Source organism: Maritalea sp. S77 (assembly GCF_049801075.1).
Taxonomy (GTDB): domain Bacteria; phylum Pseudomonadota; class Alphaproteobacteria; order Rhizobiales; family Devosiaceae; genus Maritalea.
Genome location: NZ_JBNAGG010000003.1, coordinates 393,730 through 414,098, shown reverse-complemented (window position 1 = coordinate 414,098; position 20,369 = coordinate 393,730). Strand labels below are relative to the sequence as shown.

The following is a 20,369-nucleotide window of genomic DNA, read 5'->3' as shown; positions in this document are numbered from 1 at the left end:
CAAGGGGCTTCCATCAAATCTTTGCTGAAGTGGCGCGCTTAGATATCACGCACATCCACAAAACGACCAGCGACCGCAGCGGCTGCAGCCATAGAGGGTGACACAAGGTGCGTCCTGCCTTTAAAGCCCTGACGGCCTTCAAAGTTGCGGTTTGAAGTTGAAGCGCAACGCTCTTCCGGCTTCAACTTATCCGCATTCATCGCCAAGCACATGGAGCAGCCCGGCTCACGCCACTCACAACCCGCTTCGATGAAGATTTTGTCCAAACCTTCTTCTTCCGCCTGTGCTTTCACCAAGCCAGAACCCGGCACGATCATCACATTCACGCCGTCTGCAACTTTCTTGCCTTTCAGCACGTCCGCCGCTGCGCGGAAATCTTCAATCCGGCCATTGGTGCAAGACCCGATAAACACGCGATCAATCGTAATGTCAGTGATTTTGGTGCCTGGCTTCAGGCCCATATATTCCAACGCACGCCATTTTGAAGCGCGTGTGTTTTCATTTTCAATATCGTCAGGGTTTGGCACCAAGCCATTGACCGAAACCACATCTTCAGGGCTTGAGCCCCACGTCACGATTGGTGGTAAGTCAGACGCATCAAGGGTGATTTCCTTGTCAAACTTTGCGCCTTCATCCGTGTGCAATGTTTGCCAATAGGCTTTCGCCATATCAAACGCTTCGCCTTTCGGCGCACGAGGACGACCTTCAATATAATCAAATGTCTTTTGGTCAGGCGCAATCAAGCCAGCGCGTGCACCCGCTTCGATGGACATGTTACAAACCGTCATCCGGCCTTCCATGGAAAGCTCTTGAATGGCTTCGCCTGCATATTCAATCACATGGCCGGTGCCCCCGGCTGTGCCAATTTCGCCGATAATCGCCAAAACGATATCTTTCGCGGTCACGCCTTCTGGCAGTTTGCCATTCACAGTCACGCGCATATTTTTGGCTTTAGACTGGATCAAAGTTTGCGTTGCCAACACATGCTCAACTTCTGATGTGCCGATGCCGTGCGCCAATGCGCCAAATGCACCATGGGTTGACGTGTGGCTGTCGCCGCACACAATGGTCATGCCCGGCAGGGTGAAGCCTTGCTCTGGGCCAACAATATGCACAACGCCTTGGCGTTTATCCAACTCATCGAAATATTCAACTTCGAAGTCAGCAGCGTTTTTCGCCAATGTATCTACTTGGATTTTGCTGTCTGGGTCATCAATGCCCTGCGAGCGATCGGTGGTGGGCACATTGTGGTCCACAACCGCCAATGTACGTTGCGGCGCCCGCACTTTGCGGCCAGCCAAACGCAGGCCTTCAAACGCTTGTGGGCTTGTCACCTCATGCACAAGGTGACGATCAATATAAAGAAGGCTTGTGCCATCTTCATTATTGGTCACCAAGTGATCGTCCCAAATCTTGTCATAAAGCGTACGTGGATTGCCCATTTTATGCAGTCTTCCATTCAAAATTGCCTGATTAAAGTCGTTCTAAAACCAGCGCAAAGCGCGGTCAAGTCACGATCAGGGCATAATCGTCCACCAGAGACGGGCTAAAGGTATGGAATTGGCGTGAAAATTTAACGTGGAACCCACCCAAAAAGACTACTGACTTTCTTTACTATCCCTGTTTAAACTCAACATAATTAAAATCAAAAAGGGGATACCCAAATGGCGCAGGCCACGAGCGCTTACAAGTCTCAGCTCATCGAACTTGCAAAATCCAGAAGTCTCAGCGATCAAAGCTTTTTGAACTTTCTTGGCCACCTGGTGAACTCGATCGACGATGGCGATCTAAAGAACAAAGATTTGTCTGAACTCCTAGACGCCGCCATCCGCGCCTATGACCATTTGGGACAACGCACCACAAACGGACACCACATCTCCAATTGGGCCCCTGAGGATGCACATCGCGACCACATCGTTGATGTGTTTAATGAAGATATGCCCTTTATCGTCGATAGCGGCCTTGCCGCCATTCGCGCATCCGGTGCCGACATCATCCTTTTTGCCCACCCGATTTTGCCTGTGCGCAAAACTGATGAGGGCATCGAAGTTCTCGAAAATTTTGAAGATGGCGTGCAAAAGGAAAGCCTTTTGCATGTGCATTATCGCCCAGGTCTCAGCGCCAACAATCAGCAAGTGTTGGTGGAAGAGCTAGATAGCGCCCTCACCCAAGCGCGCCATGCCGTAAATGGTTGGCGGCCCATGCTGGAAAAACTTGGCGAAACCGTGCGCCGCTATCGCGACCATCCGCCAAAAATCGAAGAAGCCGTGCTGGCCGAAAGCATGCATTTTTTGGGCTGGCTCGCAGACCATAACTTTACCTTTTTGGGGATGCGGGAATATCGCCTGCAAGATCAAAATGGCACGCCACATCTAGAACCGTTGCCTGAAAGCGGTTTGGGCATTTTGAAAGACCCAGACTTATATTTTCTGCGTCACGGGTCAGACTATGTGGAAATGACCGATCAGCACGTGGCGTTTTTGCAAATGTCCGATCCTTTGATGGTCACCAAAGCCAACATCAAATCTGTGGTGCACCGTCGGGTGCATATGGATTATGTCGGCGTCAAACTGTTTGATGAAGATGGCAACCTATCTGGCGAACTTCGGATTTTGGGCCTGTTCACCTCCATGTCTTTGGCCACGCCACACACATCCGTGCCGCTTTTGCGCCGCAAGGTGATGCATGTGATGCAGCGCTCTGGCCACTCGCCAAATTCCCACTCAGGCAAAGCCTTGATGAACGCTTTGGACAATTATCCGCGTGAGGAATTGTTCCAAATCGACGAAAAGCTGCTCTATGAGTTTGCCACCACCATTTCAGAACTGGCAGACCGGCCGCGCGTGCGGGTTTTGCCGCGCATCGACCCGTTCGACAACTTTGTGTCGGTACTGCTGTTTATGGCGCGGGATAAATATAACTCGCATATCCGTAAGCAGGTAGGCGAATATCTGGCCGAAAAATACGATGCTCGAGTTTCTGCCTTCTATCCAAATTTCCCTGAAGGCGAACTGGCATCTGTTCACTTTATCCTTGGCCGCAATGGCGGGAAAACCCCGCAGCCAGATCGGGATGAGTTGGAAGAGCACATCACCAATCTCACCCGGTCTTACGGGGATTGGTTGGCCTCAATGGCGGATGACCCACGGTCGATCGCCAACTATGTGAATGCTTTCACCAATGCCTATCAAGAAAAATATCCGCATGCTGAAGCGCTGGTGGATATTGAGCATTTCAAACAGCTTGATGATGACATCAAAGTTGGCGTGCGGTTGGACAAACACGCCCGCCGCGAAAATGCCTATTCACTCAAGCTTTATCACCGCTCCACCGCCATTCCATTGAGCGCCCGTGTTCCTTTGCTGGAGAATTTTGGGTTCAGCGTTGTCAATGAACGGACATATACCGTAACGCCTGAGGACGAAGATGAGCGCGTGCTCCACGATATGACCCTCAAGGTTCACGATTTTGAGGGCGACCTCACCGAAATCTCCGACGTGATCGAGCGCGCCATCAAGGCCGTTTGGTACAAAGAGGCGGAGAATGATGGTTATAACCGGTTGGCGCTTTTCGCGGCCATGTCATGGGACAATATCGCCATCATCCGAGCCTTATCGCGCTATTTGAAACAGGCCGACATCACCTACTCCCAGCGCTATATGTGGGAAACACTGTCCAAGCATCCGCTAACAGCCAAGGCGATTGTTGATCTGTTCCACGCACGCCACAACCCGAACTTCAATGGCGACGCGCAACTTGTCGAACAAAACGCCCGCGAAACCATCAAGCAGACGTTAGATCAAATCACCAGCTTGGATGATGACACCATCTTCCGCCGCTTCGTGAACTTGGTGGACTCAAGCTTGCGCACCAATTTCTTCCAACGCCCAAATGGGCAACGGCGTCCGGCACTCGCCATCAAATTTGACGCATCCAAAGTCAAAGGCCTACCTGATCCACGTCCATTCCGCGAAATCTTCGTCTATAGCCCACGGGTTGAAGGCGTGCATTTGCGCGGCGGCATGATCGCCCGGGGCGGCCTGCGTTGGTCCGACCGACCAGAAGATTTCCGCACCGAAGTGTTGGGCTTAGTCAAAGCGCAAATGGTGAAAAACGCGGTGATCGTGCCGGTGGGCGCGAAAGGCGGCTTTGTACCAAAGCAAATGCCGGCCAACCCAACACGGGAAGAATTTATGGCCGAAGGCACTGCCAGCTATAAAATCTTTATCGGCTCATTGCTCGACATCACGGACAATCTGGACGTGGATGAAATCATCCCACCAGAAAATGTGAACCGGCTCGATGGCGACGATCCATATTTGGTGGTGGCTGCCGACAAGGGCACAGCAACCTTCTCAGATACGGCCAACGCCATTTCTGACGAGCGCAATTTCTGGCTCAGCGATGCCTTCGCGTCTGGCGGCTCGGTGGGGTATGACCACAAGAAAATGGGCATCACAGCTCGCGGCGGTTGGGAAGCGGTGAAACGCCATTTCCGCGAAATGGACCATGACATTCAGTCTGTCCCGTTCACCGCTGTGGGCGTGGGTGATATGTCCGGCGACGTTTTCGGCAACGGTATGCTTTTGTCGCGCCAAACCAAATTGATCGCCGCCTTCGATCACCGCGATATCTTTATCGATCCAAACCCAGATCCTGCCACGTCTTTTGAGGAACGTAAGCGCCTGTTTGAAATGGGTCGATCCTCTTGGCAAGATTATGATCAGACCAAACTCTCGGCTGGTGGCGGCATTTATCCGCGTTCATCAAAATCCATCGCACTTTCTGCAGAAGCAAAAGGGGCTTTGGGCATTGAAGAAGATCAACTCAGCCCGAATGAGTTGATGCTGGCCATCCTGAAAGCCAAAGCAGATCTTTTATGGTTTGGCGGCATTGGCACTTATGTCCGCGCCTCCACAGAAAGCAATGCCCACGCAGGTGACCGCGCCAATGATGCAATCCGCATCACCGGCAGTGAAGTTGGCGCCAAAGTGATTGGCGAAGGGGCCAATTTGGGCATCACCCAACTGGGCCGGGTCGAATTCGCCCAACATGGTGGCCGCATCAACACAGATGCCATCGACAACTCGGCTGGCGTAAACTCATCTGACTTGGAAGTGAACATTAAAATTGCTTTGGGCAGCTTGGTGCGCGATGGGCAAATGGATATGCCGCAACGCAACAGCTTCTTGGCGGAGATGACTGACGAAGTGGCTGAATTGTGCTTGCGCAACAACTATTTGCAGACCTTGGCCATCTCATTGGCCGAACGGCGCAATGTGGCAGATTTGCCTTACCATGCTGACTTCATCAAATCGCTCGAAGCGGCAGGCCAATTGAACCGTAAGGTTGAATATTTGCCCAAGCATGTGGATTTGATGGAGCGTGAAACCCATAATCGCGGCATGACACGTCCGGAATTGGCGGTGATTTTGGCCTACGCCAAAAACACGCTTTACGCCAAATTGTTGGAATCTGATGTGCCCGATGATCCATATTTGGGCAAAGAACTGTTCCGTTATTTCCCAGAACAGCTCACGACAGTTCACCCGGACACGATCACCAACCACCGCCTGCGGCGCGAGGTGATTGCCACTGTGCTATCAAACGCCATGATCAACCGTGGCGGGCCAGATTTTGTGCACCGCATCGCATCTTCCACAGGTGCCGATCCGGCACAAGTGGCTGCTGCCTATGCTGCTGCGCGCGACAGCTTTGGCCTAACCGATATGAATGCCGCCATCGATGAGTTGGACAACAAGATGTCCGGCCAAACTCAATTGGCACTTTATGACGAATTGCGGGCGCTCTTGCTGCAGCAATCGGCATGGTTCATCCGAAACGTCAATTTGGATGATGGCATCTCAAAAGTGGTCGAACGTTATGGCACTGGCATCAACACAATCCGGGGTATGCTGGATGAAATTCTGCCAGCGTTCGTAAAGCAAAGCGTTGAGGAGCAAACCGAAAGCTTCGTCAAAGGCGGCGCTCCGCAAACTTTGGCCAAGCGTGTGGCACAACTTTCCGCGCTTACCCTTTCGACCGAAATTGTCTTGATTGCCGAACGGGCCGAAACCAGCGTTGAAAACGCAACCCGCGCCTATTTCGCCATTTTGGAAAACTTCAAACTGGGGCGCATCACAGAGCAGGTTAACACCATCGAAGTGCACGATTATTATGACCGGATGGCGCTTGACCGGGCCATGACCAACCTGATCCGCGCCCAGCGCGACATCACATTGGACGTGCTGGCCTTCGATGCAAATGATGTGCAAAAGGCCTTTGCCGATTGGAACAATGCCCGTTCTGCTGATATTTCGCGCACCCGCGAAATGGTGGAAAACATCACCGACACCACCTTGGGCGTCTCCAAGCTCTCGGTGGCCGCGGGCCTCTTGTCCGATTTAGCAAAGGGCAATTAATGGCCACCCAAACCGAAACATCCAGCCCGGCGCATCATCGCGTCGGGCAATTTTCTTGGATGCTGTTCGACTTTGCGGCACAACCCTTCCACACGCTTATTCTAACCTTTATTTTCGCCCCCTATTTCGCGGCCTATCTCAGCCCAAACGCTGTAGATGGTCAGGCCATGTGGGGCTATGCCATTGGCCTTGGCGGCTTTGTTATCGCCATTCTCGCCCCCATTTTGGGCGCCATGTCTGACACAACAGGCCCGCGCAAACCCTATATTGCCTTCTTTTCCATTTTTGCCGTGCTCGGCTCAGTGCTGATGTATTTCGCCGCCCCAGGCACCGAAAATGGCGTGCTGTTCGCCGTCGTCGGCGTATTCCTCGCCATTATCGGTTTTGAATTCGCCACCATCTTCAACAATGCCATGATGCCCAATCTGGTAAAGGATGAAGATTTGGGCCTGCTCTCTGGCTTTGGCTGGGCCTTAGGTTATGTCGGCGGCATTCTCACGCTGATTGTCATGCTGACCTTTATGTCAGCGTCCGCTGACACGGGCAAAACGCTGATTGGTCTTGACCCTATCTTAGAGCTAAACCCAACCCTACATGAAGGGGATCGCGCCTCCGGCCCGTTTACGGCACTTTGGTATGTGATTTTCATTATTCCGCTGTTTCTGTTCACCCCAGACACGCCGAAAATCGAACGCACCAAAAATGCGGTTCAGCAAGGCCTGCGCAAATTGCTGACAACCCTAAAAAGCCTTCCCCGGCGCAAAAGCTATTTCGCCTATCTGCTGTCCTCTATGTTTTACCGTGATGGCCTAAACGGGCTTTACGCCTTTGGCGGCATTTATGCAGGCGGCGTGTTGGGCCTATCCATCATTCAAATTGGCGTCTTCGGCATTATCGCTGCATTGGCAGGCGCCATCGGCGCCACCATCGGCGCCTTCGCTGATCGAAATTTCGGTCCCAAAACCGTAGTCACCACATGTTGCATCCTGCTGATTTTAGCCTGCCTAATCGTGGTCTCAACAACCCAGCAATATGCCCTGTTTGTGATCCCGCTTGAGGCAGAAAGTACGCTACCTCTGATCATCTTCTATATTGCTGGCGCAATCATCGGTGCCGCAGGCGGTTCAGTTCAAGCCGCATCGCGCACGCTGCTGGTGCGGCAAGTGCCAAAAGAAGAAGTGGCCGAAGCCTTCGGCCTCTTCGCCCTAACCGGCCGCGCCACCAGTTTCATTGCCCCGCTTAGCGTTGGCCTGATGACCAGCTGGAGCCAATCCCAACAAATCGGCATCACCCCAATCATCGTGCTGTTTGCGCTGGGGGCGTTAGGATTGCTGTTCGTGACAAAGAAGTAGATTTTTTGTCTCACCGTCCGCCGTCACCCCGGACTTGATCCGGGGTCCAAACAACGTGGGCGAATGTGCGCAACATGCATAGCGCCGCGCCAAACAAAACCGCTACATGGATTACCGGATCAAGTCCGGTAATGACGTGAGAGGGTATTGCGGCACCCTGCACAGCATAAAATCAAGGCACCAATCGGCGGGGATGCCGGGGTAGCGAGCACCGCGAGCGACGGCGGCGCGTAAAAAACCGGGGGTGCCGGGGACGGGAGCCAGCCTGCGCAGCGTGAGCGCTGCAAAAGAGCGACCGGTGGCGGCAAAAAAGAATCTGGATGCCGGGGTAGCGAGCACCGCGAACGACGGCGGCGCATAAAAAACCACAACAAAAAAGGCGAGCCCAAAGCCCGCCTTTCCAAAAACCATATCCGCGAAAAATTAGCCTTCTTTTTTCGCCAACTCAACTGAGTCCATGATCACTTTGCGAGCTTCTTCGATGCCCTTAATGCCTTCGATCTTAGCCCATTTGCCAGGCTCAAGGTCTTTATAGTGCGTGAAGAAGTGTTCAACCTTGTTCACTTCAATTTCAGGCATATCCGAAATGTCTTTGATGTTTTCGTATGATTTTGTCAGCTTAGAAATGGGCAAAGCCAGCAGCTTCTCATCCATGCCGCCATCATCTTCCATAATCAACACGCCGATGGGACGACATTTGATCACAGCACCTGGCATAATCGGACGTGAATTCATCACAACCACATCCAACGGGTCGCCATCACCGCAAAGTGTGTTTGGCACAAAACCATAATTGCCTGGATAGCGCATCGGGGTGTGCAAGAAGCGATCAACAAAAATCGCGCCGCTATCTTTATCAAATTCATATTTGATTGGCTCACCGCCAACAGGCACTTCAATCACCACATTGATTTCTTCAGGTGGGTTTTTACCCGCGCCAATTGCGTTCAAATCCATCATGGTCTCCATCGGTCATATTGAACAATTGCCTGCACTAATGCCTAGCCCTCGCCCTGATTGCAAGTCATAATCAGCGCCAACAGATGCTTTGATTTAATTTTGGAGGAGATTATGGCGCAAAAACAGGCACTGCGCGTGGCGCTTTCAACTTTTATGGGCCTGGCCTTAGGCGCAAGCGCATTCGCAGCTGATATAGACGTAGCGTATACGGACACAGATCTAAACAATTGCACTGTCATCAACGCAGATGATTTTGGTGCCACCTTTGCCTGCCCTGGCTGGCGCGGCATACCGGTGATGATTGCTGAAGGCGATCTTCGCTTTTTCGTTAGCTACGGCCTCAACGCTGTGAACGAACGGGCCGCCCACCAAACCCTGCCTCAATTCAACACCATTGGCGCAAAAATCGAATGGCGGATCACCAACCGCACAGGCGATTGGCGCCCCTACGCCACCATCTTACGCTATTACACAGACAATGAAGGCGGCCCCGAAGGCCAGACCCTTGTTGTGACCAAAATTGAACAAGGCAACACCTGCCAAATCGCCCGCGTTGATGCCCGCAAATACAAAAACGCCAACGAAATCGCCAGCCAATTGGCGGACGATATGGCCTTTGATTTTAGCTGTGAAAACGAGCCGATTGACTATCAGCCTTAATTTGCGCAGGGCTGAACCACGGTTCAGCCCTCCACCCGCTAATCGGCACATCATTCATGAAGGGCATCAATCGGCGGGGATGCCGGGGTAGTGAGCATAGCGAACGACGGCGGCACGTAAAAAAACCGGAGGTGCCGGGGCCAGCCTGTCCGGCGCGAGGACAAAAAATGCGAGCGAAGCGACCGGTGGCGGCAAAAAACAAGAATGCCAAGCAAACTTTGCCCCCCACAAATAAAAATGGCGGCGCAAAAACGCACCGCCATTCACTTAAAACTCAAATCACATTTAGTGCCGGAAGTGACGCATTCCGGTAAAGACCATCGCGATGCCGGCCTCATCGGCTGCCGCAATCACTTCATCATCACGGATAGAACCACCCGGCTGAATCACCGCAGTCGCGCCCGCTTCGATGGCTGAAAGCAAACCGTCAGCAAACGGGAAGAACGCATCAGAAGCCACCACAGATTCAGCGGTCAATGCGCCTTTGATCTTTTGTGCCTTGGCCGCATCTTTAGATTTGCGGTGTGCAATGCGGGCCGAATCGACACGGCTCATTTGCCCTGCACCAATGCCAACCGTTGCACCTTCTTTGGCGTAGATAATCGCATTTGATTTGACGTGTTTCGCCACAATCGCGGCAATTTTCAAATCTGCCATTTCCTTCTCGGTCGGCTGACGTTTGGTCACCACTTTCAGCTCACAATCATGCACGCTCTTATTGTCGCGTGATTGCACCAACATGCCGCCAGACACTGATTTAACGGTAAGCCCATCTGCCTTCACATCGGCCAATCCACCGGTCAGCAACAAGCGCAAATTCTTTTTCTTTTCGAAAATGGCCAAAGCCTGCGGCGTTGCAGAAGGTGCGATAATCACTTCGGTAAACACCTCGATGATTTTTTTCGCCACATCTTCATCAATCTCTTTGTTCAGCGCCACAATGCCGCCAAAGGCTGACACTGGATCACAAGCTAAAGCCTTGTCATAAGCTTCTGCCAAATCAGCGCCCAAACCAACACCGCACGGGTTCGCATGTTTGATGATCGCAACAGCTGCGCTATCTTTCGGATCAAATTCCGAAACCAATTCAAATGCTGCATCCGTATCATTGATATTGTTATAGGAAAGCGCTTTGCCTTGCACCTGCTCTGCGCTGGCCACGCCGCAACGCTCCGAGCCATCTTTATAAAAAGCGGCCCATTGGTGCGGGTTTTCGCCATAGCGCATCACCTGGTCCAACTTGCCAGCAAAACTACGATAGGCCATATCGCCATTTTCCAGCACTTTGGCGAACCAGTTGGAAATCGCGGAATCATAAGCTGCAGTGCGGGCATAGGCTTTCGCCGCCAGCTTTTTGCGTGTCGCAAGATTGATCCCCTCTTCAGAGGCGATCTGCTCCAGCACATTGTCATAATCGGAAGGGTCAACCACAACGGTGACGAACGCATGGTTTTTCGCGGCAGAGCGGATCATCGCTGGGCCACCAATGTCGATATTCTCGATCACCGTGTCGTAATCAGCACCGGATTTCACGGTCTCCGCAAATGGGTAAAGATTGACCACCACCAGATCGATTGGCGAAATCTGATGAATCCGCATCGCGCTCTTGTGATTTTCATTGTCGCGAACGCCCAAAAGCCCGCCATGCACTTTCGGGTGAAGTGTTTTCACCCGTCCATCCATCATCTCAGGAAAGCCGGTCAGTTCGGCAATATCAATCACCGGGATTTGCTCTTCTTCCAACAATTTGCGTGTGCCGCCAGTGGAAACCAGCTCAATCCCTTGAGCCACCAACCCACGTGCGAAATCAGCAATGCCGGATTTGTCGGATACAGAAAGTAAGGCGCGTTTCATGGTCACGTTTCGACCCCCAATCTAGTGCGCTTGGTCAGAATTTGCATCGCAGCCTGAAACCACAACGCATAAAATTCGCGGTCTCGCTAGCACGGACTGGACAATTTTGGAACCACTTTCGGCCATTTTTGCCCAAAGCTAACGGAAACAGACCGTTTATCGCCCTTCCGGCACAAAAGACCATGCCACATCAATATGCGGCTGCACGGTGCCATAAAGCACAATTTGCTGAATAGGGGTTAAGCCTGTGCGCAGATTTTGGCGGGCGCTCGCTTCGATCATCACATTCGCCCCCTCAAAAAGGAACCGCCATTTCATGCCAGACCGCAGCGTCAACTCAACCATATTTGCGGATTCGTTGAGCTCCGCATATACGCCCAAGCCCAAATGGAAGCGCAGCAAAAAGTGGTCCGGCGCATTATTATGCGCCAAATCACAGGCCAAAATATCTTGCCCAACAAGCGCGTCGCCTTGGTTGGGGATCACAGTCAGCACTCTTTTATGCTGCACGCCCGTCAGTTCTTCATAGCCACGATTTTCAAAGATCAGGCTATTTTCTTCAGAATCCAGCCACATGGGGCCATCGCCATTTGCCGCGATATAATGCTCGATCAGCTTCTTATTGGAGAATGGCGCCTCGGCTTGATAATCCAACTCCAATGCTGAATGTGCGGCCGGCAGGCTGAACAAAAGTGCGTCCTCGCCCATATCCGCATTGCCGGGGCCGCAATTGCCCACAATCAAATCATTGCGGTGCGAAAATTCAAAACTTCCCGCACCCGCCATCATAAATTCATCAATGCCGGGCTCTGGCTTATGCCCACTGTCCGCAATCAGCTTCGACTCTTCACCCAGCAAAACGCCAAATCCCGCCAACATTCGCGATTCGCCAAAAACAGTTTTGGTGGCGCTGCGGGCGGCAAGCGCCAAACTGTCTTCATGTGAAATCTGACCCGTCGTGTTGAAATAGGCCAAATCGCCATTGCTCAGGGTCAAGCCACCAAGCGCCGCATACATTTTGCGGGTGATCGCCATGAATTTTTTCGCCCCTTCAGGCGAAAAAGTGGCCAGTCCCTGCCTTAAGCTTACCAGATTCAAAAGCAAGTCGAAATGCACCGCGCCCGACCGGGAAAGGTGCATCCCGAAGTCACTCAATTGCGCTTCCAGCGTCCGGTTGAGCCGATCAATCATTTGGCTGATATCTTCGGTGTCCCGACCCAGTGAAACGGCAGCGCCCAACAAGGCCACTTCGATAGAGGCCTGCACATGGGGTTGTGTTTCAAAATTCTTGCGCACTTCAAGCGATTGAATTTGCCGCGACAGCGACGACACAATCGCTTCCCGCTGATTTTCATTCGCACCATAGGTCAGCACTTCGAAATGCTTGATCCAATTGATCACGCGCTGTGCGGTGGTGGCGCGGCTCCAAACTGTTGGATCGTAATTGTCATAACGGGCAATCCAATCAAGCGCCAACGTCATCGCAAAACGCTTTTCACCCTCATCACGGGCCGCAGCAAAGTGATAAAGCCAGGAGAAACAGTGCAGTTCATGCAGCCATTGTGGCGACGCATGTTGCACAGCAAACGGGCTGATGCCCTGCGTATCCACATGCCGACTGCCCAGCACATAGCGGCCCGCCATCATATCAATGATGCTGAAATGATCTGCTGCACGTACTTCGACAAATTTAGGCGCAACAACGCCAATATGCACGTTGGACCATGTCCAACGGAACAGTGGACTCGTTACGAACGAATCCATCACAGCCGCAAATGTACGCTTTGAAATTTGCCCCGCCGCAAAGACCAAGACGAAACCCCCGAATTCTGTTTTCAACCAGTAGGATAGCATTTGCGGGCCCAACTATGGACCCCCAAAATGCGTTTCGAACAGATTTTAGGAAAAACCGCCGTGATTATGCCACGCGTTGCAAGCGTGCCGCAAAAAAACCGTCCGTACCCCCGGCACATCCATTGGGCAATTCTAGGCAGGGCAAGGCCCGCACATAACCGTTTACATCAATTGGACCGGTCCAGCCATCCAACTCTTTCGCTTGCACGGGCGAAAGCTCGAAATCACCATTCTTATCTAAGAATTGTTTGATTTGGTTTTCGCCCTCTTCAGGCTCCAAAGAACAGGTGCAATAGATAAGCTGTCCACCATTAGCCACCTTCTTGGCTGCCGCCGCCAACATTTGCGATTGCAGCTCTGCCCGTTGGGTAAAATCGCGCTCCTTGCGATGCCACAACACTTCGGGGTGCCGTCGATAAGTGCCCGTTGCGCTGCAAGGCGCGTCAAGCAACACCACATCATATTCATCCGCACCGTCGAGCTGAGTTGCGTCTGCTTCCACCATCTTGGCGTGAAAATTCAGCCGTTCAAGATTGCTGCGCAGGCGAACCAAGCGGTCTTTTTCAATTTCGACCGCGGTCACCAACCCGCCCAAATCACAAAGCTGGGCCGTTTTACCACCCGGCGCAGCGCACAAATCGAGCACATTTTTTCCCACCAAAGACCCGACCAGACGGGCCGGCAAAGTGGAGCTCAAATCCTGCACCCACCACTGCCCCTCTTCATAGGCTGGCAGATCGGCCACGGTCACGTCACGCGTGGCCAGCCGATAGCTTTGCGGCAAAAGCGCTGCTAAACCATCAAAGCCATCCGCGCCTTCTTGTGGGATCACGCCATTTTTGAACACCAAATCGAGTGGCGGTTGTTCCAACAACAATTCCGCCATCTTAAGTGCCTGGGTCTCGCCATACCGTTTGGTCCAGCGTTTAAACATCCATTCGGGCAGCAAATCTTGCGCCCGTAGCGGCCAGCTGGCCGCATCTCGCTGCACAGTGCGCAATGCAGCGTTGGCCAGTTTGGCAAAACGCGATGCGCGACGATCTCGTTTGATGGTTTCAACGGCCAAATGTAGCGCCGCATGGGCACCCAATTCAGGCATAAACAAAAGTTGGGCGATGCCGATACGCATGGCCGGTTCAAACAAACCGGCGCGTTTCGGCGTGCCTTTTTCAAGCACCTGATCCAACACCTTGTTGATTTGCCCATGGCGACGCAACGCAACGGTCACGAGCCGATTGGCTAGGCCGCGTTCGCGGCCATCTTCAAAATCACCCAACCCAAAAGGAATAAAGGGGGCGCCGGTCAACACCAATTGCAGGCGCTGCGCCGCAGCCCGCCGAACATCTAATCCGGCGGTATTGCTTCTTGCTGACATATTGTTTTAACCCCAGGGCCCTTTAGAAGTGTTTTTCGTCTCGCGTCTATCGCGCGAAGTTTGCGGCACCCGCCATCCGCTGGATGAAACGTTGCCATTTGTGTTGGCCGTTTGTTGCCGTTCAATATGGCGAGAACGGGGCCATTGATCATTTTGTTCAGATGGTTGTTTTTTTGCCATATCCATCAGCGCCGCTATCCGGTTTTTCACATTTGGGTGCGTGGAAAACCAATTGTCACCGCGCTGCCCCACCAATGGATTGATGATGTACATATGCGCCATGCCCGGAGAGCGACGCGCCTGTGTGTTGGCGATCTGTTTGGCATGATTGGCAATCTTATCCAGCGCTCTCGCCAACGCTTCCGGATTGCCACAAATTTCTGCGCCATCACGGTCAGCTTCATACTCACGCACGCGGCTCACGGCCATTTGCACCAGCAATGCCGCCAGCGGCGCTACAATCACCATCAAGATGGAGCCAATGGGGCCAATAGGCGAGTTGTTGTTTCGCGCACCGAAAAACAAACCAAACTGGGCCAACATGGAAATGGCACCAGCCAATGTGGCCGTAATCGTCATGGTCAATGTGTCCCGCGAACGAATATGCGCCAATTCGTGCGCCACCACACCTTCAATCTCATCATAGCTGAGGCGTTTGATCAGGCCCGTCGAAACAGCCACTGCCGCATTTTCCGGGTTACGCCCTGTCGCAAACGCATTGGGCTGATCGCTTTGAATCAAATAGATTTGCGGTGCGGGAATACCTGCATTTTCTGAAAGTCGCCCCACCATTTCGTGAAGGTCCGGCGATTGCTTATAGCTAATGGCTTGCGCGTTTTGCATCCGCAAAACGATCTTATCGGAATTCCAAAATGAGAATAAATTCATCATCAAGGCCATCAAAAGTGCCAGCATCATGCCGCCCTTGCCGCCGATGACGAAACCAATCGCCATAAACAACCCGGTTAAAACCGCCAGCAAAAATGTGGTTCTGATCGCATTCAACATTTGAAATTCCTTTCAGACCTTTAAATGGGCATGTTTACGCCCTGTGGCAAGTGCACGCAGGCGGAAAATTTGCCTCACTATATTTCACCCTCTATTGTGCCCAAACTGCGGCACCCATCGCAAAGGACTGCGCCTTTCACATGACGGATACGCCTTCTAACTCAGATTCAAATAGCTGCATGAGCCATCAATTGGTGGATGGACATGTGGTTGACCCGGATACGGTGCGCGATGTTACGCGGTTTCGAAAAGCCGCCCGCCAAGAGCTCTATGCCAAACGCAAATCCATTTCGCTCGACGCACGCCGAACCACTGCCGCAACAATCGGCCAGATGCTGGATCAAACAATCGGCGACCCGAAAGACAAAACCATCGCCGCCTACTGGCCGATTCGCGGCGAGCTTGACCTGCGCGATTGGATGAGCGCGATGCATGCGCGCGGCGCGACCCTTGCGCTCCCCGTAATGCCCGCCAAACATCAGCCGCTTGAATTTCATCATTGGACGCCACAATCTGAAATGCAGATGGGCCATTTCAACATTCCCATCCCCACCGCGACGACCCCGCTCGACCCTGACATTATTGTCGTGCCGCTCTTAGGCGTGGATGCAGCGCAATATCGCTTGGGCAATGGCGGCGGTTATTATGACCGCACCTTGGCGCGCCGCCCACAAGCGCGCACCATCGGGATTGGCGCTGATTTTTGCCAAGTCCAAACCATATATCCGCAGCCTTGGGACATAAAGTTACACACAATTTTGCTTGCGCCCTAAATGGGGCTTGATAAACTCCGCGCACATTGAAGGGGATCGAAAATGGATAAAAAACCTGACCCAAAAATCGCTGAACAAGCTTTGGCCGAAGCGCAAGCACGCCGGGCAGAGATTGATCAGAAGCAAAAGCAGGCCCCGAAAGAAATCAACGGCAAAAAGGGTCCAGACCCTGCGCGCTATGGCGATTGGGAAAATAAGGGTATTGCCTCAGATTTCTGATTCTTTTGCGCCCGCGCGAGCATTTTTGTGCGCCTCATAGGCAGCCAACGCTTCTTGACGTGATTGCTTTAAATCCACCATCGGTTCTGGATATTTTGATCCATCCAACCCATATTTTTCGCGCATATCCTTCGGCGCCTCCCACGGCGCAAATAAATAGCGCGTTGGCACATCCTGCAATTCAGGCACATGGGCACGAATATAGTCCCCTTCGGGATCAAACTTTTCGCCCTGTAAAACCGGATTAAACACACGGAAATAAGGCGCTGCATCGGCCCCGGTGCCCGCAACCCACTGCCAAGACGCACTGTTGCTGGCCAAATCCGCATCAAACAAGCAATCCTCGAACCACGCCAAACCGTCGCGCCAATCTTGCCGCAAATTTTTGGTGAGATAAGACGCCACAATCATGCGCACGCGATTGTGCATATAGCCCGTGGTCCAAAGTTCGCGCATGCCCGCATCCACAATTGGAATGCCCGTTTTGCCTTGCTGCCATCTTTGAACACGGCGCGCATCCTTCGCCCATGTGAACCCTTCAAATTGCGGTTGAAAGTTGGATTCCGGCAAGCTTGGAAAATGATAAAGCAGATAGGCCGAAAACTCCCGCCATCCAAGTTCGGACCGGAAGTGTCCTACATTTCGATCCTGATCATAATGGTCCAACGCGGCCCACAATTGATGCGGCGAAATTTGACCAAAATGCAAATAAGGCGACAAGCGCGATACAAACGGCTTACTCGGCCGATCGCGCCCCTCTTTATAATTATAGAGCCCTTCTTCGACAAAGCGATCCCAGCGCTCGCGCGCGCCTTTCTCGCTAATGTCCCAGCCATCAACTATCATGTCGCCCCAATCCCGGGTTGGCAGTAAGTCCAAATCGCTAAGCGACGTCGCATCGGCAACTTTGTCCGCATATAGATTTAGCTCATCAGGGGCCGGTAATGGCGCACGCGGAGGCGCCGCGTTCAAACAGCCCTTTTTGTAAAAGGGCGTGAACACTTTATAGGGGCCACCATCTTTTTTCTCGATGGTCCAAGGCTCAAACAGCAAAGTGCCATTATGGCTATGCACTTCAATATTTTGATCCGCCAACCATTGTTTGAGCGCTTTGTCCCGCGTGATCGCAGCAGGCTCGTACATGCGATTCCAATGCACCGCAACAATCTCATATGTTGCCTTCAGATGTTCAAAAACATCTTGCGCCGGCCCCTGAAAAAGCGTCAGTTTGCCGCCGAGATCTTTGTCCAGCGCAGCCAAACTATGGTGCAACCACACATTGGATGCCCCGCCCTGTTTAGGTTGGTCACCCTTGCCCTGATCATCGATGAAAAGCGGCACAATTGGCACACCATGATCAAGCGCCGCACAAAGCGCCGGATTGTCCGCCAATCGTAAGTCACGCCGAAACCAACAAATTGCGATTTTTTCCATACGATCAGTCAAAATAAACCCTCATGCATCTGTTCATAAAACAAACGCATGAGGGCACCATTTAGATCAGAAATATCATCGGTTTTTTAAGGCACTAGGCCACTTGGCTCGCCACAACTTGTGTGGCCCCCATTTCATCTTGCGAAACTTCAAACTCAACAACATCACCGCTGTCGGTTTTAAACCGTTTCACAACCCGATCGAGATCGCTAGCCCGCCCTTCGGTCTGCTCAATGGCCGCATTGGTTTCTTCCACCAAGGCCGCATTGTGCTGGGTGGTTTCATCCATTTCGCGCACCGACGCGTGCAGTGTTTCGATCTTATCAGCCTGCACCCGACTATCTTGGGCAAAGCCTTTCACCAGCTCGGAGAAGCTGCCAACGGCTTCCACAATCTCTTCCAAAGATTGCCCCGCACGAGCCACCAAATCGGTGCCACCATCCACTTCGGACGTGCTTTTTTCGATCAATTCTTTCACTTCGTTTGACGCTTCAGCAGCAGATTGGGCCAACCGCCGCACTTCCACCGCAACAACCGCAAAACCTTTGCCCGCCTCACCAGCCCGCGCCGCTTCAACCGAAGCATTCAACGCCAGCAAATTGGTTTGGAAGGCAATATTGTCGATCATTTCGATCACGGTCGAAATTTGCTTGGAGCTTTCATTGATCCGCGACATAGCATCATTGGCTTGCCGCATCACATCGCCACCGCGCGCCGCAATTTCTTGCGCCCGTTGAGAACCCGCATGACCTTCTTGCGCACGCTGAGCATTGGCTTCAACCATCTCCGCAATCTCTTGCATTGCGGCTGATGTATGTTCCAGCGTTGCAGCCTGACGCATGGTGCGCTCGGCCAAATCGTCGGAGCCAGACAAGATCTCACCAGTGGCTGATTTTAACGCGCCAGAAGTAGTCCGCAAACCGCCAATAATATTGGTCAATTCTTCAGCCACCATGTTGGTGTCATCGCGCAACCATGCAAACGCACCATGATAGTTGCCCTTCACCCGCTTCGACAAATCTGCCTTGGCCAAATGTGAAAGCACATTGCCCGTATCTGTGATGCCATTGTCGATGGTTTCCATCAGCAAATTGATGCTTTGTCCCAATTGGTTGAGGCCCTCATCACCAAAATCGGCATTTACCCGCTTGCTCAAATCGCCCATCACCGCAGAATTCACCACGTCGCCAATTTCACTGCGTAGGCCTTCCAACATGTTGGCAAATTCGCCCATGCGATCGATCCCCGCATTCACACCATCCACGGCGTGAGCATAGGACCCCAACATGCCCTCCTTCCGAATCTTCCGGTAATAGCGCCCTTCACTGGCAGCCTGCATCGACAAATAGCTTTCCCGCACAAAGGCATCGGCCACATCGATCATGTCGTTAAACGTATCTTTAACGTCACAACATTCGCCTTGGGCACCAGGCGCCACCAATCGCACATCGAAATCGCCTTGGCGCAGCAATTCGCCAGTAGATTTCAATCGGCGAATAAATCCGCGCAACTGCAAAAACTGTTTCACCAGATAGAGTGTGGTGAGAAATGGCACCAACGCGCCAGCGACCAACACAATGATCGGGGCATCAAAAAAGGCCAACCCAAACTCAAACACTGAAGATATCGCGAGTATGGCACCTGCAATCGCAACCTTAGAGAGTGAATACGAATTCGTCATAATCCATACCTTTTTCAGCCAGCAATTCGTCTAATCTATCTGAAGAGGCCTGCAGGCCTTCCTTCCGATTGTTGTAGCTTTTTTCCACGTCCAACAATTCTTCATAAAGCGCGCTAATCTGCTCAATTGCTTCTGGTCGAGCATATCGCCGATTGGAATGAAAAGAGGTCACCTCACCCTTGCCATTGCGGCTTGGCGTGACATGGGCAAACACCCAATAATGATTGCCATTTTTTGTGCCATTCACGACATAGGCAAACACTTCACGCCCCGCCAACAACCTGTCCCACAACAGTTTGAACACGCAACGCGGCATGGCCTTTGAGCGAATGAGATTATGGGGTTTACCCAATACATCGCGCTCATCAAACTCAGCAAGTTCGAGGAAAACACGGTTCGCATATTGGATATGACCTTTAAGATTTGTCTTGGAAACAACAATTCGGTCCGGATCGAATGGACGCTGAACACCTTCAACAGCCAGCATAAACACCTCAAAGTGAGCTATAAATAATGATCTTTAAGTAACAAAATTACTTCACAAGATCATTATTTAGATTGCATGCTTAAAATTAAATGAATGAAATTCAACTTTAAGTCAATTAACAGAATTAGCGAACTAGTTACGCCTAAATTCTATGATTTGGAGAAATGGTTACGCACAACCACAGGTTTATTTGCGCTGGTTACAACTGTAACATTTAACAAAGCATTAAAAAACCGCTGCGCGAAAAACGCGCAGCGGTAAGCCATTCAAAATAGTAACTAATTTATTTC

Annotated in this window: 14 protein-coding genes; 5 read left to right on the top strand and 9 right to left on the bottom strand. The window is 52.1% G+C overall.

The features are described from left to right. Positions 1-38: 38 nt before the first annotated feature. Positions 39-1,442, bottom strand: a complete 1,404-nt coding sequence (leuC, locus tag ACP15Y_RS12845) for a 3-isopropylmalate dehydratase large subunit (protein WP_424983489.1) — start codon at positions 1,440-1,442, stop codon at positions 39-41. A 222-nt stretch (positions 1,443-1,664) separates the two neighbouring features. On the opposite strand from leuC, the gene ACP15Y_RS12840 reads away from it, so the two are divergent. Continuing rightward, positions 1,665-6,422: an NAD-glutamate dehydrogenase gene (locus ACP15Y_RS12840; protein ID WP_424983488.1), complete on the top strand. Its 4,758-nt coding sequence runs from the start codon at positions 1,665-1,667 to the stop codon at positions 6,420-6,422. Then, the gene (locus ACP15Y_RS12835) at positions 6,422-7,774 is read left to right on the top strand and encodes an MFS transporter (RefSeq protein WP_424983487.1); all 1,353 of its coding nucleotides are present in this window, start codon (positions 6,422-6,424) and stop codon (positions 7,772-7,774) included. Before ACP15Y_RS12840 ends, ACP15Y_RS12835 begins: the two co-directional genes overlap by 1 nt. Positions 7,775-8,197: 423 nt before the next feature. On the opposite strand, the gene ppa is transcribed toward ACP15Y_RS12835, so the two are convergent. Further along, on the bottom strand, positions 8,198-8,731 hold the full coding sequence (gene ppa / locus ACP15Y_RS12830; protein ID WP_424983486.1) for an inorganic diphosphatase: 534 nt from the start codon (positions 8,729-8,731) through the stop codon (positions 8,198-8,200). A gap of 114 nt (positions 8,732-8,845) precedes the next feature. On the opposite strand from ppa, the gene ACP15Y_RS12825 reads away from it, so the two are divergent. Further along, positions 8,846-9,394 (top strand): hypothetical protein, encoded by a 549-nt coding sequence (locus ACP15Y_RS12825; RefSeq protein ID WP_424983485.1) that lies wholly within the window; start codon positions 8,846-8,848, stop codon positions 9,392-9,394. Between the two features lie 285 nt (positions 9,395-9,679). On the opposite strand, the gene purH is transcribed toward ACP15Y_RS12825, so the two are convergent. From purH to htpX, 4 genes are all read right to left on the bottom strand, one after another. Further along, positions 9,680-11,248, bottom strand: a complete 1,569-nt coding sequence (gene purH, locus ACP15Y_RS12820) for a bifunctional phosphoribosylaminoimidazolecarboxamide formyltransferase/IMP cyclohydrolase (protein ID WP_424983546.1) — start codon at positions 11,246-11,248, stop codon at positions 9,680-9,682. A 156-nt stretch (positions 11,249-11,404) separates the two neighbouring features. Continuing rightward, positions 11,405-13,012, bottom strand: a complete 1,608-nt coding sequence (locus tag ACP15Y_RS12815) for a heparinase II/III family protein (RefSeq protein ID WP_424983484.1) — start codon at positions 13,010-13,012, stop codon at positions 11,405-11,407. 154 nt (positions 13,013-13,166) lie between these two features. Continuing rightward, positions 13,167-14,477: an RsmB/NOP family class I SAM-dependent RNA methyltransferase gene (locus tag ACP15Y_RS12810; RefSeq protein WP_424983483.1), complete on the bottom strand. Its 1,311-nt coding sequence runs from the start codon at positions 14,475-14,477 to the stop codon at positions 13,167-13,169. Positions 14,478-14,483: 6 nt separating this feature from the next. Beyond that, on the bottom strand, positions 14,484-15,482 hold the full coding sequence (gene htpX / locus ACP15Y_RS12805; RefSeq protein ID WP_424983545.1) for a zinc metalloprotease HtpX: 999 nt from the start codon (positions 15,480-15,482) through the stop codon (positions 14,484-14,486). Positions 15,483-15,625: 143 nt separating this feature from the next. Between htpX and ACP15Y_RS12800 the strand changes: the two genes are divergently transcribed. Continuing rightward, positions 15,626-16,258 carry a 5-formyltetrahydrofolate cyclo-ligase gene (locus ACP15Y_RS12800; protein ID WP_424983482.1) on the top strand — a complete coding sequence of 211 codons (633 nt, stop codon included), beginning with the start codon at positions 15,626-15,628 and terminating at the stop codon, positions 16,256-16,258. 42 nt (positions 16,259-16,300) lie between these two features. After that, the gene (locus ACP15Y_RS12795; protein ID WP_424983481.1) at positions 16,301-16,477 is read left to right on the top strand and encodes a DUF1674 domain-containing protein; all 177 of its coding nucleotides are present in this window, start codon (positions 16,301-16,303) and stop codon (positions 16,475-16,477) included. Here ACP15Y_RS12795 and ACP15Y_RS12790 read toward each other — a convergent pair. The 3 genes from ACP15Y_RS12790 to ACP15Y_RS12780 all read right to left on the bottom strand — a co-directional run bounded on the left by ACP15Y_RS12790 (position 16,466) and on the right by ACP15Y_RS12780 (position 20,079). Then, positions 16,466-17,923, bottom strand: coding sequence for a cryptochrome/photolyase family protein (locus ACP15Y_RS12790; RefSeq protein WP_424983480.1), 1,458 nt, complete (start codon positions 17,921-17,923; stop codon positions 16,466-16,468). The two genes, ACP15Y_RS12795 and ACP15Y_RS12790, sit on opposite strands and share 12 nt — an antisense overlap. An 82-nt stretch (positions 17,924-18,005) precedes the next feature. Further along, on the bottom strand, positions 18,006-19,592 hold the full coding sequence (locus tag ACP15Y_RS12785; RefSeq protein WP_424983479.1) for a methyl-accepting chemotaxis protein: 1,587 nt from the start codon (positions 19,590-19,592) through the stop codon (positions 18,006-18,008). Continuing rightward, a complete protein-coding gene (locus ACP15Y_RS12780; RefSeq protein ID WP_424983478.1) occupies positions 19,567-20,079 on the bottom strand; it encodes a PAS domain-containing protein in 513 nt (170 codons plus the stop codon). The genes ACP15Y_RS12785 and ACP15Y_RS12780 overlap by 26 nt, the downstream gene beginning before the upstream one ends. Positions 20,080-20,369 lie beyond the last annotated feature (290 nt).

Excerpts from the sequence above, each read along its gene's own strand:
- leuC (WP_424983489.1), bottom strand. The coding sequence starts at position 1,442 with ATGGGCAATCCACGTACGCTTTATGACAAGATTTGGGACGATCACTTG.
- ACP15Y_RS12840 (WP_424983488.1), top strand. The coding sequence starts at position 1,665 with ATGGCGCAGGCCACGAGCGCTTACAAGTCTCAGCTCATCGAACTTGCA.
- ACP15Y_RS12835 (WP_424983487.1), top strand. The coding sequence starts at position 6,422 with ATGGCCACCCAAACCGAAACATCCAGCCCGGCGCATCATCGCGTCGGG.
- ppa (WP_424983486.1), bottom strand. The coding sequence starts at position 8,731 with ATGGATTTGAACGCAATTGGCGCGGGTAAAAACCCACCTGAAGAAATC.
- ACP15Y_RS12825 (WP_424983485.1), top strand. The coding sequence starts at position 8,846 with ATGGCGCAAAAACAGGCACTGCGCGTGGCGCTTTCAACTTTTATGGGC.
- purH (WP_424983546.1), bottom strand. The coding sequence starts at position 11,248 with ATGAAACGCGCCTTACTTTCTGTATCCGACAAATCCGGCATTGCTGAT.
- ACP15Y_RS12815 (WP_424983484.1), bottom strand. The coding sequence starts at position 13,012 with ATGGATTCGTTCGTAACGAGTCCACTGTTCCGTTGGACATGGTCCAAC.
- ACP15Y_RS12810 (WP_424983483.1), bottom strand. The coding sequence starts at position 14,477 with ATGTCAGCAAGAAGCAATACCGCCGGATTAGATGTTCGGCGGGCTGCG.
- ACP15Y_RS12800 (WP_424983482.1), top strand. The coding sequence starts at position 15,626 with ATGACGGATACGCCTTCTAACTCAGATTCAAATAGCTGCATGAGCCAT.
- ACP15Y_RS12795 (WP_424983481.1), top strand. The coding sequence starts at position 16,301 with ATGGATAAAAAACCTGACCCAAAAATCGCTGAACAAGCTTTGGCCGAA.
- ACP15Y_RS12785 (WP_424983479.1), bottom strand. The coding sequence starts at position 19,592 with ATGACGAATTCGTATTCACTCTCTAAGGTTGCGATTGCAGGTGCCATA.
- ACP15Y_RS12780 (WP_424983478.1), bottom strand. The coding sequence starts at position 20,079 with ATGCTGGCTGTTGAAGGTGTTCAGCGTCCATTCGATCCGGACCGAATT.